This window comes from Mucilaginibacter roseus (assembly GCF_021215455.1).
GTDB lineage: Bacteria > Bacteroidota > Bacteroidia > Sphingobacteriales > Sphingobacteriaceae > Mucilaginibacter > Mucilaginibacter roseus.
On sequence record NZ_JAJPWV010000002.1, the window covers coordinates 228452 to 244090 of the forward strand.

10 protein-coding genes are annotated in these 15639 nt (G+C 43.5%); 1 reads left to right on the forward strand and 9 read right to left on the reverse strand.

The annotated features are described in order from the left end of the window. Positions 1–44: 44 nt before the first annotated feature. The 5 genes from LT679_RS05785 to fbaA form a co-directional block, all read right to left on the reverse strand. On the reverse strand, positions 45–4142 hold the full coding sequence (locus LT679_RS05785) for a hybrid sensor histidine kinase/response regulator (protein ID WP_232176428.1): 4098 nt from the start codon (positions 4140–4142) through the stop codon (positions 45–47). 171 nt (positions 4143–4313) lie between these two features. After that, on the reverse strand, positions 4314–5891 hold the full coding sequence (locus tag LT679_RS05790; RefSeq protein ID WP_232176431.1) for a glycoside hydrolase: 1578 nt from the start codon (positions 5889–5891) through the stop codon (positions 4314–4316). 20 nt (positions 5892–5911) lie between these two features. After that, complete coding sequence (locus tag LT679_RS05795) at positions 5912–8086, reverse strand: family 43 glycosylhydrolase (protein WP_232176433.1); 2175 nt, start codon at positions 8084–8086, stop codon at positions 5912–5914. Positions 8087–8524: 438 nt separating this feature from the next. Then, positions 8525–8995 carry a low affinity iron permease family protein gene (locus tag LT679_RS05800; RefSeq protein WP_232176435.1) on the reverse strand — a complete coding sequence of 157 codons (471 nt, stop codon included), beginning with the start codon at positions 8993–8995 and terminating at the stop codon, positions 8525–8527. A gap of 86 nt (positions 8996–9081) precedes the next feature. Next, positions 9082–10161, reverse strand: coding sequence for a class II fructose-bisphosphate aldolase (gene fbaA, locus LT679_RS05805; protein ID WP_232176437.1), 1080 nt, complete (start codon positions 10159–10161; stop codon positions 9082–9084). A 213-nt stretch (positions 10162–10374) separates the two neighbouring features. Between fbaA and accD the strand changes: the two genes are divergently transcribed. Continuing rightward, positions 10375–11226: an acetyl-CoA carboxylase, carboxyltransferase subunit beta gene (gene accD, locus LT679_RS05810; RefSeq protein ID WP_232177158.1), complete on the forward strand. Its 852-nt coding sequence runs from the start codon at positions 10375–10377 to the stop codon at positions 11224–11226. Positions 11227–11307: 81 nt separating this feature from the next. Here the strand turns inward: accD and LT679_RS05815 are convergent, their stop codons facing one another. From LT679_RS05815 to LT679_RS05830, 4 genes are all read right to left on the reverse strand, one after another. Then, positions 11308–11736, reverse strand: a complete 429-nt coding sequence (locus tag LT679_RS05815) for a VOC family protein (RefSeq protein ID WP_232176439.1) — start codon at positions 11734–11736, stop codon at positions 11308–11310. Between the two features lie 38 nt (positions 11737–11774). Further along, positions 11775–12269: an SRPBCC family protein gene (locus LT679_RS05820; protein WP_232176441.1), complete on the reverse strand. Its 495-nt coding sequence runs from the start codon at positions 12267–12269 to the stop codon at positions 11775–11777. Positions 12270–12273: 4 nt separating this feature from the next. Beyond that, positions 12274–12585 carry an ArsR/SmtB family transcription factor gene (locus LT679_RS05825; protein ID WP_232176443.1) on the reverse strand — a complete coding sequence of 104 codons (312 nt, stop codon included), beginning with the start codon at positions 12583–12585 and terminating at the stop codon, positions 12274–12276. Between the two features lie 107 nt (positions 12586–12692). Beyond that, complete coding sequence (locus LT679_RS05830) at positions 12693–15533, reverse strand: FAD-binding and (Fe-S)-binding domain-containing protein (RefSeq protein ID WP_232176445.1); 2841 nt, start codon at positions 15531–15533, stop codon at positions 12693–12695. Positions 15534–15639: the final 106 nt, after the last annotated feature.

Sequence of the window (15639 nt, forward strand, 5' to 3'; positions counted from 1 at the left end):
ACTAAACTTATTAAAAATTGATTAAGATTCTGATATTGTTAATGTTACCTGTATTTTACCAGATCGGGGTTAACAGATAGCTTGGCCGATAAATTTTTGCGATACTTTTTAATGTACTGCGAGGGGTTCATGTTGAACAGCTTATTAAATTGCTCGCGAAAGTACTTTGGATCATTAATACCAACAAGGTACGAGGTCTCCAGTATCGTGTTATCGGTATTGATAAATAGTTCAGCAGCCTTGCGCAAACGGATAAACCGAATAAAACTATTGGCCGATTGGCCTGATATGGATTTTATCTTCTTAAACAGGTTTGAGCGCGACATACCTATTTCATCTGCAAGTATCTGTATATTAAAATCAGGATCGGTGATGTGCTTGTTCACTACGCTGATGCAATTATCCAGAAATTCCTTGTACTCCGCAGATATGCGCAAATTGGCTGAGTTAAGCGTTACCTCGTTATAGAAATACTTCTGCAGGTTATTTTTGCTTTTAAGTATTCCGGCAACGCGCGCTTTTAATATTTCCTTATCAAAGGGCTTGCTAATGTAGTCGTCCGCACCTCCCTCAATGCCCTTAAGCTTAATTTCGGGCGAAGAGCTGGCGGTGAGCAATATGATGGGGATATGCGATACGGCCACGTCCTCTTTAATTAGATTACAAAGTTCAATGCCGCTCATTCCCTGCATCATCACGTCACTTATAACCAGGTCGGGCAGATACTCTTTAACCATCTGTAAACCGGTTTCGCCGTTATTGGCTTCGTAAATGCGGTATTCTAACCTGAATATCTGCTTCAGGTATTCGCGCACGTCATCATTATCATCAATTATGAGCAGGGTTTTAGCATCTGTAGCCAACTGCTCATCGTACAACATTTCTTCGGCAGCCTCTACCCTCGCGTTAGCGGTAACTTCATCTTCTATAAGCTCTTTCAGAAATTCCGACCGCGTATCGGTGTCTTCAATTATCTCACAATCATTTAAGTGAGTTCGGCCTTTCAATAGCGAAATGGTAAACGTAGTGCCTTGGTTCACTTTACTCTGATAAGTAATACTTCCCTTATGTTTTTCAATAAATGTACGCACAATATACAAGCCGATGCCAAAGCCGCCTTTTAGCGCGTTGTTTACGCCCGGCTCCTGGTAAAAGCGGTCGTAAAGCTTTTCGCCGGTCGAATCGGGAATACCGCAACCGGTATCAGCTATCTCGATCACCACATTATCGGCATTATTTTTTATCGAAAGGGCGACCCTGCCACCTTCAGGTGTAAATTTTATGGCATTCGATAGTAAATTAAATAATACAATCTCCAATTTCTCCCGGTCGGCAAATAGTTCCGCGCTATCAATATCCGTATCAAAATCAAAGCTGATATTTTTTGAACGCGCCTGGTGGCTGAAGCATAAAAACACCTCTTTACTTAAGCTTACCACATTCAGCTGCGATATTTTCAGGTTGTCCCCTTTTAAATCGGCCTTACGGAACAGTAACAACTGATCAACCAAACTAAGCAAACGGCGTGCATTGCGGTATACTACGTTTAAATTGGTGGTGTCAACGTTTTTATCATCACGGTACAACAACTCCTTTACCGGATTAATGATGAGTGTAAGCGGCGTACGAAACTCGTGCGAGATATTGGTGAAGAATGAAAGTTTCTTTTCGCTCAGCTCTTTTTCCTTTTCGTTTTCTATATGCGATATGCGTATTTCATACTCTAAACGCGCTTGGCGCTCCCTATACCTGATGTAGGCATACAGCACCCCTACAGCCGCGAGCGCGTACAGCGCATATGCCCACCAGGTAAGGTACCATGGCGGCATAATAATAATGGTAAGCTTGCGGCCCGCGTTGTTCCAAACGCCATCGTTATTGGAGCCTTTGACCCACAGCGTATAGGTACCAGGGTTTAGGTTGGTATAAGTAGCCTTGCGTTGTTTACCTACGAAATTCCACTTTTTATCAAACCCTGAAAGTTTATACGCGTATTCGTTCTTCTCGGGATGGGTAAAGCTCAGCGCAACAAATTCTACCGAAAATACACTCTGCCGGTAGTTGAGTTTAACCTCTTTTGCCAGGTTGAGGTTTTCACGCAATGGCGACTTATCGCCCGGTACTATTGATTTATTGAATACCTGAAAATCTGAGAAATAAACCGGGGGTACGCGGTTATTGTAGAGTATGCGCAGCGGATCAAAATATATTACGCCCTCGCTACCCGCAATGTATATACCTTTCCCGCCGGCGTTGTACATCACATTGTTAACAAATAACCCATCGGCCTCGTCAAAATTCCTTACGGTTTTTTTTGACGGGTTAAGCACCGACGCGCCATTTTCGGTAAGTGCCCATAAGTTGCCGCCTGCATCAAGCGTAATATCGTTAAAAACATTACTGGCAAAACCGCTACCGCGCGAGTAAACCTCGAAGGTTCCTTTTTGCTTATTGAATTTATTCAGGCCATCAGGCGTGCAAACCCACAGGTTTCCGTGCCCATCGGGTAAAATGGTTTTTACAATATTGTTGCTGATGTTACCAGTTGTGCTGTTATCGGCCGTGTAAGAGTGAAACCAACCGGTACGGCGGTCAAAACGGCTGAGGCCGCCGCCATAAGTACCAATCCATACGGTGTGGTCGCCATCCTTTAAAAGGCTGTACAGGTGATTATTGTCAATTGAATATTTATTATTTTTTTGATTGTAGTAATGCGTGAACTTGCCTGTATTGCTGTCAAATATTTTAAGCCCGGCATCGGTAGCTAACCAATATTGCCCGGGATCCACCTCAATGATATCCCGGAAAACGTCCTCATTAAATAAACTACCTATTGCGGAATGATGTTCAAAATGCGTAAAGCGGTTATTTTGCCTATCATACTTATCAAAACCATTTTCTGTAAGCACCCATATATTCCCTTTGCTGTCCTGGTAAAGCTTGGTAATATCATCACTGTGCAACGAACCGTTTGCCTTTGTGTAAACTGTTGACCGGGAATTACCGTTTTGATAGGTATATTTAAATAAGCCGTTATTTGTGCCCACCCACATATCGGTACCGGCAACCAAGATACTTTTTACTATACGGTTGTCGATATTAAGCTTAAACAGGTTGAATTTATACTGCCCGTAATCAATTTTGGTTAAGCCGCCGTTTGAGCATATCCACAAAATTCCATCCTGATCAGCATAGGTACTTCCATTTGAAAAATTGGATGTACCGGGCAACATTTGCCAAACCCCATCATCGGTATTAAACCAGTAATAGCGCTCTGTTCCACCAATTAACATGGCATTTCGCCCGGTATTCATGATGCTGAACACGGCTGAGTTAGTTCCGGCTGTACATGGGTAAGCCTTAAATTGCGAGGTTTCCGGGTCGAAACGGAAAAGACCGCTCCAATATGTGCCTACCCATATTTTGCCCTTATTATCGGCACATATCGCCCAAACATCGTTCGGGTTTTTATCGCCCGGTTTGTAAGCCTGCTTGTAGTTAGTGAAACGCCGGCTTTTTATATTAAACTTGTTAAGGCCACTGCTCCAGTTACCAAGCCAAAGGTTACCTTGCCTGTCCTCTATTATAGCGTTGACAGATTTTCCCTTCATCGCCGTAGGCGATGCTGCGTCGGGCTGGTAAACAATGAATTTGTTTTCAGCAGCATTATACTGATTAAAACCATCATCGGTACCCACCCATACTACGCCCTGTCTATCAACCAATAAACTGAATATCTTGTTATTGCTGAGCGAGTGCCCATCCTTGTCATTATGATAAAACCGCGTAAATTGCTCGGTAAGCGGATCGAACATATTTAACCCATCCATAGTGCCCACCCATAACCGGCCCTTTCTATCTTCAACTATGGCGTTTATATAATTGCTGGTGATAGTATTGGCGTTACCGGGTACGGTAACATACGTTTTAAAGGTATAACCATCAAACTTACACAACCCGTTCTCGGTACCTACCCACATAAAGCCCCGCTTATCCCTTATGGCGCAAGTAGTGCTTCGTGACGGCAAACCATCATTAGTAGTATAAACTTTTTGAGCAAAGCTACCCGGCGAATTTGACCCGCCCGCCACTGTACGCCATACCTGCGCGTTTGATGCTTTAACCAGAAAAAGCAGCAGCAAACATATCAAAATTTGAAAAAATCCCCTCATCTACGCGCGCTATTACCGTAAACTATAACAGAAAAACCTTAAATACAGGCATGCGAGTACTGCCCGGTGCTTATAATTGTTACGGTAAAAATATAAATAATATTAATGATATGTACTGTAAGTGGGGCATTGCGCCTCTCTTTAATTAAACACAATAGTAGTAACCGATCTTGGCTTCAAATTAACCGGGCCGCCAGCCTTTTGCACAGGCGATGCCTTAAGATTATCTTCCGCCGCTGCCGAAGTAACATAGGTACGATATGTTGAACCTTTTTTCAGGTTACTTAAATTGAGCTTTAACGCGGTATTATCCCTGGTATAGTTAATTGCAACTACTACCAGCTTACCTTTACCGTTAGTATAAGCTGAAACCATTACATCCTGGGCCTGCTTATAAAAGTCAAGGCCATCATTGCGCTCAACCGCAATGCGTTTCATTTCAGGCCGTACAAATAAACTGTAGTTACCCATGGCCCATAAATTTTTGGTAACGGTAAATTCACCGTCTGTATATTCTTTGTTTGGGTTAAGCGCTATCAGGTAATAACGGGTATCAAACTCGGCTCCACCGGGTTCGTACGAGTTCCAGAGGTGCCACGCAGAGGCGTTGCCCACGGTAAGGTCATGGTGTATCATTTTAGCCAAAAACAAAGCGCAATCAATGGCGCTGCGCCTGCCCTTTTCACCTTCCCTAAAACCATCGTCAAGCATAGAATACTCTGACTGCCAGTATTCAAGTCCGTATTTCTTAGCTGTATCGGCTACGTTTTTGCGTACGTTTATGATGGTGCTATCACCTTTATCAGTAAAATAACTGTGGCCCGCCACTACAGGCGGTACAAACTTTAGCCTGCTGATATTGATCTTCGAGGTATCGGCATACAGCTGCTGTATTTGTTTTGTAGACGCTGTTTTGCCGCTATACAGGTAGGTAAGCATGGCCGCCTCGGTAGTCAATATTTTGGTCGACAAATTATTTTTCTCTAATTCGCTGCTCAGCGATTTAATAACCCGGTGTATCTCTGCATTCGTCCACGGGCTGCCTTCTTGGCTGGCTTTTCCCGGCGGGTTTGACCAATCCCATTGCGGCTCATTAACCGGACTGATGTAGCTGAAGTGCAACCCCTCCTTATCAAAATGCTTAATTACTTCAGTTAAGAATTTGGTGTAAGCATCATATTTATCTTCTTTCAGGTTTGATATATAGTCCTTTTCGGTTTTAAAGCCACGGCCGTTTTTGGTGAACTGTACGGGTGGAGTATTTGAAAAAGCGATAAGGTTTTCAACACCATAGCTTTTAGCCTTGCGCACAAACCATTGGTAACCGGCCTGTTTATTCCAATCATACGTACCATCAGGAGCCAGAAAACTCTCCGCCCTCCTCCTGAAATCAACTATACCGCTGCTATCACCCTGTTCGGCAGTACCGCCGCCAATGTTAAACCGCCACGCGGAGAGACCTATGCCTTTAGGGTTACCCTGTGCATCGGTTTGTTTGCTGAATAACAGCTCAGCTATTTTTTCGCGCTTGGCAGATGGCCAGTATTTGCCAATCCCCTCCGAGAACCAGCAACCCGAAGCGCCGATATTATGTACCGTTTGCGCCGTTTTGCTGCCATCAATGGTAACGGTAAGTTGCTTTATGGCTGTTTGAGCGCGTACATTAAATACAGTACCGAATGCAAACAATGTTGCCAGGGTTAAATGACTGATCTTCATAGGTAAGAATAAATGATATACTACTTTTTAACTTTTACGGGCGATATGCCTTTATGCGTAGGCACAACCTGCTTTATGGTTCCATCGGCGTTAAAATACATTCTGTCAATACAAACCTCGCGGTTAAAACCGGCTGCGCCGCCCATCGTAATGCCTTTGGGATAGTTGAACCGGTGATAAACAATATACCACTCATCCGTACCCGGAATTTGTATTACCGAATTGTGCCCCGTGCCGTAAATTCCTTGCGCCGCATCTTTTTTTAGTATAATGCTGTTTTTGGGAATAGAGATTTCACCCAGTGGCGAATCAGACACGCCGTAAGCTACCCGGTAATCAGGACTGCGGGTATCATCTTCAGACCACATAAAATAATATTTACCGTTGCGATAAAATACATAGGTACCCTCGCGGTAATCGTTAGCCGGTTTTAAAACTTTGGTAGTGCCCGGCTTTAGTGAAACCATATCCTCATTCAGTTCGGCACCCGCCATGTAGCCATTGCCCCAGTACAAATAGGTTTTACCTGTTTTTGGGTCGGTAAATACGTCGGCATCGATCTGCTGTCCGTTGGTTACTCCTTCCGGGAAAGCGTCTATCAGCGGTTTTCCCAAATCAACAAACGGCCCGGCCGGGTTATCAGCAACGGCCACCCCTATTTTTTGTGCCGCGCAGAAATAGTAGAAATACTTGTACGCGCCATTGATCTTCTTTTCAATAATACAAGGAGCCCAGGCATTGCGCTTGCCCCATTTAACATCCTTCGGCAGATCGAGTATCACGCCTTCATCCTTCCAGTTCACCATATCCGATGATGAAAATGCTTTAAAGTATTTGCCCGACCAACCATCAAACCCATCACTTGTTGGGTACAAATAAAATTTTCCGGTTTTTTCAGCATACAAAATATCCGGGTCAGCATACAAACCAGCCAAAACCGGGTTATGATTTTCAACCGCGCTTACCTTGTACTTAACAGGGGCCTTGCCCGCTACACTTACCGTAAACACTTTAGCTCCGGTTGAAAGGTTAGCCACTTTTGGTGTTACCACTACGCCCGGAAAGGTGATAAACCCGGGATTAAACGCTAATAATGATGTGCCCGGTTTAACCGCGAGCTCCAACGTTTTGGCTGTGGTATCTAACTTTGAGTTGATTGTTTTTAAAGCAGGATTAGCTGCTGAGCCCAAAACCTCATCAGCGCTCAACCATTTAGCCGAAAGCCTTGCTGCCTCGGCGGCGGTGATCGGCATTACCGTACCGTGGCGCGGGTGAAAGTTCATCTTTACATCGCTGTTTACAACCGTAAACTTTTTAAAGTCGGTACTCTTGGTAAACTCGTAACGGCCGCTGGCATAAACATCATACATCAGTATATATCCGCTACCATCATTCAGCTTAAAAACACCCGAACCTTCAACCGGCTCTTTAGTTTGCTGCACATCCCTGCTCTGTAATTTATATCCCTCGGTAAGCTTAGTTGATGTCGCTATGTTAATGCCAAGGTTGGAGCCTTCAGTTTTATAAAAAAGGTAGAATACGCCGTCCTTTTTAACAATCTCGCCATCAATGCATGAGCCGTTATCCGGACTGAAATAAAGCTGTTTGGGTTCTGTCTCCAGATCTGTAAAGGCAGCGTTAGCATAGGCGTAATAAATAATATCGCGCCCGCTACGACCATGTTTCATTGACCAGTAGATCATGTACTTGCCTTTAGCGGCATCGTAAATGGTTTGCGGTGCCCAAACACGCATCAAGCTATCATTGCCTTTAAAGCGCTTTTGAATATTAACAACGGATGATGACCAGTTTACGAGGTCGGTTGATTTGAGCAGTACCATGGCGCGGTTAGAGTCCCAACCCTTGTCAGACACCATATCGGTAGCTACCATATAAAATGTTTTGCCATCAGCGCCGCGCATTATATGCGGATCGCGTACGCCTCCCGTTTCGCTTATCTTGGCCGAGCTGATTACCGGCCGGTCATGATTTAAAGCGCGGTAAGTATATCCGTCATTACTCAACGCAAAATGTATAGCTTCATCGTTTTTTTGGTTGCCGGTAAAATAAGCGAACAAATAAGCAGAATATTTGGGTTCAGTTTTTTTAGACTGCGCTCTTGCCGGCATCAAAATTGCCGGAAGCGAAATAAGTGTTAAAACTACAATTTTAAAAAAAGACGTGATTCTTCCCATTTTTAGCGTTTATGAAACATGATTTAGAAAGTTTGAAGTTAATACTTTCGTTTTAGTTTCAAATTCAAAATGGCAAAATAATTATCGGAGGGCGACTTATAAGTGGACCGTTAGTACACTTAATAAATGAAAAGTATAAAAATTAAGATTATGCAACCTGCTCGTTGTAAGAATATAATTTCATTACCGGCAGTTTGGTTTCCGGTTTGACGTTCAAGTTTTCAAACTTAATCCTGGTGTTCAATAAGTCATTATTAAACTTATTGATATTGTTATGCAAAATATCTAACCCGTTTTTATAACGCGATAAGTTAGTTCGATAAGTATCGGCTTGTGCTCTCAGGCGATTCAGCATTTCTTGAAATAGTTCAGTATTCACAACACTACAAATTATAATATGCTTTCAAGCAAAGTTTATTCCAAAAAGAGCTAAACCCTTTATTTTTTATGTTTTCGCGAGTGTTTATTTAATTCCAGTTTAGCGTTGTGATTGTCATTCGCCGCGTCAATAGAGTGCGTACACAATATGTCGTCCTCTTTTTCGGCCAGATCAGATAGTTGTTCGTAAAATTTGTGCAGTTTATCCAACTCCTCTTCATTTAAATCTTCAATATCAACCATACGGTTGCTGGCTCCCTGGTGCGAGGCAATCAGTTCATTTAATTTAAGGTGGATAGCCTTTGAATCTTTGTTTTGCGTTTTCTGAATCAAAAACACCATTAAAAAGGTTACAATGGTGGTTCCGGTATTGATAACCAGTTGCCAGGTATCTGAGTAACCAAATATTGGCCCGGTAATACCCCAAACTATAATGATAGCAAATGCTACTATAAACGCGGTTGAACTGCCTGTGGCGTTTGTAGCCCAGTTGGCAAAACGCTCAAATAAATTCTTTTTCGCCTTTGGCATATTGATGGTGTGTATTATATAATAAAAACAAAAAAGGAGCGCCAAGGTTTAAACCCGCACTCCTTTTTATCACTATAAAGAATAATTTACAGCTTGCTGTTAGCGTCGATGCAATTTAAATCACCAAACGCAACGGTTAACCTTTTCACAAAGTTTTCTTCAGCCTTGCGTAACCAAACGCGCGGATCGTAGTATTTTTTGTTAGGAGAATCTTCGCCTTCCGGGTTACCAATCTGATCTTGCAGATAAGCTTCTTTTGACTGGTAGAAGTCTTTAATACCTTCCCAGAAAGCCCACTGCATATCGGTGTCAATATTCATTTTGATAGCGCCGTATGAAATAGCCTCACGGATTTCTTCCTGGCTTGAACCTGAACCACCGTGGAATACAAAGTTGATCGGTTTTTCAGCAGCGATGCCGTGTTTTTCTTTCAGGAATTCCTGAGAGTTGTGCAGGATAACAGGTTGTAATTTTACGTTACCTGGTTTGTAAACACCATGCACGTTACCAAATGCAGCGGCAACGGTGAAGCGGTGGCTTACTTTTGATAGCTCTTCGTAAGCGTAAGCAACCTCTTCAGGCTGGGTGTATAAACGAGCGCTGTCAACATCGCTGTTATCAACACCATCTTCCTCACCACCGGTTACACCAAGCTCAATTTCTACTGTCATGCCCATTTTGGCCATACGCTCCAAGTATTTTGCTGATATTTCAATGTTCTCTTCGATTGGCTCTTCAGAAAGATCGAGCATGTGTGATGAAAACAATGGCTTACCTGTTTCGGCAAAAAATTTCTCGCCGTGCTCTAACAAACCGTCAATCCAAGGTAACAGTTTTTTCGCCGCGTGGTCGGTATGCAAAATAACCGCAACACCGTAATGCTCGGCAAGCAGGTGAACGTGTTTAGCTGCCGATACGGCACCTAATATACAAGCCTGAAGTTTTGAATTATCTAATGACTTACCGGCGTAGAACTGAGCCCCGCCGTTTGAAAGCTGAATAATAACAGGTGAATTTACCGCTTTAGCTGTTTCCATAACAGCATTTACAGTGTTTGTACCTATAACGTTTACCGCAGGTAAAGCAAACTGGTGCTTTTTAGCTGCCTCAAATAGCTCCTGCACCTGATCGCCGTGCAGAACGCCTTTATAATCTTTTAAACTCATTAATTATTTAACGTTTGGTTTGGGCTCCGAAGATATAAAATTAAACTTGTTATATGATGTAAACAGCTAATTATATGCTGTTTTTTTATAAACATAGTGTAATTACTACACATATGTAATATTAACGCTTAAAAACTCAATTTATTAGAAACAATTAAGTAAACTTTTTTTTTCGTTTCTTTGCATCTCATTTTGACAGACACAGAAAACGATATGGCGTGGTTTAAGCGAGAAAGCAAAGGGATAATTACGACTACTCAGGAAAAGAAAGAGGCACCGGATGGTATCTGGAACAAATGCCCTGAGTGTAAAAAGCCCCTGCATTATTCGGAGCAAGTTGAGAACCAGTATGTTTGCCACTATTGCGGCTATCATTTACGTATTGGCTCAAAAGAATATTTTTCGATTTTATTTGATAACAACGAATTTACTGAACTTTTTGGCAACCTGCGCTCGGGCGACCCGCTGCATTTTGAGGACACCAAAAAATATACCGACCGTATAAAGGAAACTACTAAAAAAACCGGACTGACGGATGCATTGCGTTCGGCAAATGGTAAAATTGACGGGCAGGACATTGTTATTGCCTGTATGGACTTCAATTTTATTGGTGGTTCAATGGGCTCGGTTGTAGGTGAAAAGATTGCCCGTTCTATCGATTATTGCATACAGCATAAAATGCCGTTCCTGCTCATCTCAAAATCAGGCGGTGCGCGTATGATGGAGGCGGCTTTTTCACTGATGCAGATGGCCAAAACATCAGCTAAGCTGGCGTTACTAAGCCAGGCTAAATTGCCATTTATTTCCCTGTTGACTGACCCTACTACGGGTGGTGTTACGGCATCATACGCCATGCTGGGCGATATTAACATTGCCGAACCAGGCTCACTAATAGGTTTTGCAGGCCCGAGGGTTATTAAAGAAACGATCAAGAAGGATCTGCCTAAAGGCTTCCAGACAGCAGAGTTTGTTCAGGAACACGGTTTCCTTGACTTTATTGTTGATCGCCGCGAAATGAAAGAAAAACTGGCATCATTTATTAAAATGCTTGCCCCGGCAGCTTAATTGCCACTATAATATTAAAAAAAATAGGCTGCTCAATAATTGAGCAGCCTATTTTTTTTGAGGAATTTGAAAAGCGGTGGCTTATCCAGCCGGATCAAACTCAACAATCCATTCAATGCCATATTTATCCCTGAACATGCCGGCATAGGTACCCCATGGACTGTCGCCGATAGGCCCTTCCACATCGCCGCCTGCTGATAATCCGTTAAATATCTTTTCTGCTTCCTCTCGGCTTTCAGCACTTACGTATATTTTTGAGCGGTTTTCGTTTTCGTTCACCTGCCCCATAAACGCGGGAACATCATTAGCTATAAGCACATTGTTTTTGCCAAGTGGTAAGCCAATGTACATTATCTTGTTTGCCTCGTCTTCAGGCACCTGAAACTCGGGGCTTGATAAGTCCTTAAACCGGGTAACTTTTGTAAACTCGCCACCAAAAACTGATTGGTAAAAATTGAACGCTTCTTCGGCATTGCCGTTAAAGTTGATCCAGGGATTGATTGCTCTCATGGTGTTTATTTTAAAAATTGGTTAATATTAAGTTTGTTTTAAGATGAATAATTGGCCAATAGTTCTTCCAGGTTTTTCAAGGTCATGGTGAAACCAATCTTGAAGCCTTCCAGTAGTTTCTCTAAACGCTCAAACGATTCGTTGTAAATAACAATGTCAACCCGGGTGATGCCATCTTGCTCGCTGAAATTATAATCCCAGTCCGAACCGGGCAATTCCCTATTCTCATCCTTGTCCGCAAAGGTGTTATACATTTTAAAATTAGTTTTGGGAGTGATAGATGTAAACTCCTGTACCGCCCAGCGCTCCTGCCCATCCGGACTTATCATTGCGTAAAACCTGCGACCTCCTACCTTAAAGTCCATGTACTTGGTTTTGGCGCGCATTGGTGCAGGCGCTCCCCATTGATCCAGCAGTTCAGCCTTAGTAAAAGCATCCCATACTAAATCAAGCCCGGCATTGAATTCCCTGGTGATGTATACCGTTTTGGCTGCTTTGTCAACATTAAAATCAAATAGCAGGTCATTGTTCATTATTTTACTTCTTAATGGTTGATAGTAGTTTATCGAGCTGATTGAATTGGGTTTGCCAGCTTTGCCTGAATTGCGCTAACCAATGATCAAATTCCTGCATCTTTTGCGCATTGAAATGATAATAGATCTCCCTGCCCTGGTGTTCAGGCTTTATCAAATCACACTCCTGCAATACCTTTATATGTTTTGATACGGCCTGCCGGCTCATATCAAATTTTTCGGCCATCACGTTTGGTGTCATCGCCTGCACTGCAAGCAGGGTTAAAATGGCCCTGCGGGTTGGATCGGCTATGGCTTGAAATATATCTTGTTTCATCAATATAAAATATGCAACCTTAGGGTTGCTAATATAAATGCAACTTTTAAGTTGCGCAAATTTATTTCAAAATAATTTACCGAGATTGAATAATCTTATACCTAATTCTATTCCATCGCTTCGTCAAGCAGGTAAAGTATTGATTCATAATCCTGCCCTACCGCGTGCGACATGGCCATTTCGCAGGTTTTGGTAGATGAATAATAACCGTCGTACTGCTTCTGCTGCACCTCCAATGCTTCGGGCAGGGTGGCTGATGCGGTTAGTTCAGGGACCAGGAAACCACGATCACCGGCCATACCACAGCAACCGGCATGTACCGGCACATCAACATGCGCGGCATAGTGTTGCGCCAGCGCGGTAAATTTACCCTGGGTATTCATTTTTTGCAATGAGCAAACCGGGTGCAGCACCACCGCACCTTTTTTGCTGATGTTTTGCTGCTTAGGCATCACCACATCGTGCAGGTAGTCCACACAATCCATAATGCTCATGCGGTCAAACTTATGCTGATTAGCTTCACTTAAATGATGGCGCATATTCCTGATAGCGTAGGCGCATGAGCTTACATCGATCACTACCCTGATCTTGCCCTCGTTACTGGCCGCCCACATCCGTTCAATAAAAACGTTGGACATATACTTATTGGCATCGGCATAACCTTTTGATGAGAATATCTGGCTGCAGCAACTGCCAAACACGTTGCCCGGTATGCTTACGTTAATGCCCGCTTTTTGTGATACGCTCATAAAAGTATCCATCACGCTTTTTTTGCCCCTAACCCCGCTGCCCAACATACGCGATATACAGCTTGGGTAATAGATCACCTCTGCATCCTGCGGCTGTTTGCCACGACTTTGTCTTATCAGTTTTAAATTTGGTGGGGCGGCTAATTGTTCCGTCCACAAAGGCATGGCGGGGATGACGCGTTTAAACGCTGTGGTTATGTTAGTCATGGCCCCGGAGCCAAATATCTTATTCACCACGCTGCCTGCTCCCAAAGCAAAGCGGGCCGCACCCATCACCACACCAAAATTACGGGCTACGGTTAGCGCCACCTTGTTTGCCAGCCGCGAATGGCTTTCGCGCCGCAGACGCTTGATCAGCTCACCCGTGTTAATATCAACCGGGCAGGCGGTAGCGCAAAGGCCATCAACCGCGCAAGTATCCATACCATCATACTGATACTGATCGAGTAATATTTTATGATTGACCGTATCGCCATTTAGCTCCATCTTTTTTAACTCCCGGCGGATAACTATTCTGCGGCGCGGCGTAGTAGTAATATTGCGGCTGGGGCATTTATGTTCGCAGTAACCGCATTCAATACATTTATCCACCTCGTGCTCCACCGTTGGCAGGGGTTTTATATTTTTAATGTGGACGTTTTTATCGGCGTTGATAATAACCCCCGGATTAAGCAGGTTAGCCGGGTCAACAGCCTCTTTAATCTGCTTCATTATTTCGTAGATCTCATCGCCCCATTCAGTTTGCACAAAGGGCGCCATATTGCGTCCGGTGCCATGTTCGGCCTTCAGCGCTCCATCGTACTTATCAACCACCATGGTTACCACCTCCTGCATAAAGCTATCGTAACGGGTAACCTCATCGGGCGAGTTAAACTCCGGGGTGATCAAAAAGTGGATATTACCATCGCGCGCATGGCCGAAAATGATGGCGTTATTATATTCATACTTTTTAAACAGCGCCTGCAAATCCAATATCGCGTCGCCCAACTTAGGCACCGGAAAAGCCACATCTTCTAAAATAACGGTAGAGCCACTGGCCCGCACCGCCCCTACCGAGGGGAATAAACCTTTGCGTATCTTCCAGTAATACTCCAATTCCTGCGGATTTGAGGTAAATACTGGGGCGTGCAATAAGGCCAGTGTTTCTGATTGCTGTAAAAAGCTATTCACTTTTTGTTCTATCTCGGCGTAAGTATCTTCCTGAAACTCCACCAGCAGGCAACATGCCTGCTCTGGTAAGCCTTTTATTACGGCGGGCAGGTTTGGCATATGCTCAATGGCGTGTAACGATGCCCTGTCCATTAGTTCAATAGCTTTCGCTCCTGCATCATTTAAAGGCACTATGGTCTGGCATGCCGTATAAATATCCGGAAAGTATAGCAATGCCGCTGATTTAAAAGGATACTCAGGCACCGTGTTCATCACCGTTTCGGCAATAAAGGCGAGCGTACCTTCGGCGCCAATCAACAGGTGAGCCAAAATATCCAACGGGTGCTCATGGTCTATCAGCGCGTTAACGGCATAGCCAACCGTGTTTTTAATCTGGTATTTGCCGCGTATCTTGTTATACAGTTCCGTATCGGCCAGCAATTTTTTACGTGTATTGCTAAGCAATTTGTATAACTCATTACAATCCTGCTCAAAGCGGCGGTAATCATCTTCAATTTCTGTACAAAAAACTTTACCATCGGGCAAAATGAACCGGATATGCCTCACCGTATGATAAGAATTTTGCTTTACTCCGCAGCACATGCCGCTGGAGTTATTAGAGAGGATGCCGCCCATCATGGCCGAGTTGATACTTGCCGGATCAGGCCCTATCTTTTTTTTATGCTTTCGCAGATAGCTGTTCACCATACCACCGGTGATGCCTGGCTGTACACGCACCTCGCCGCCGTTATTTTCAATGCTGATCTTATCCCAATGCTGGCTCAGATCAACCAGTATACCATCAGTTATGGATTGGCCCGACAAACTCGTACCCCCGGTACGAAAAACCAATGGAATATTATGCTCACGAGAAAATTCAAAAAGTGAAATGATCTCATCTTCATTAACCGGTTGCACTACCGCCTGTGGCGTAAGCGTATAAAAACCCGCGTCCGACGCGTATGATACCAGATCGATCAACCGTGTTTTGATACGTTCGGCGGGTAATATTGCTTCCAGCTTTTGCTTTATATCTTTTATCAAGTACATTTTATATTGTTAAAGGTGGGATATTTTTCGCAAAACAATATTATCAATTCCGCCAACTTTATCTAAACTAATAGTTAATAAAAACATCTCATACAACCTGCAGGAT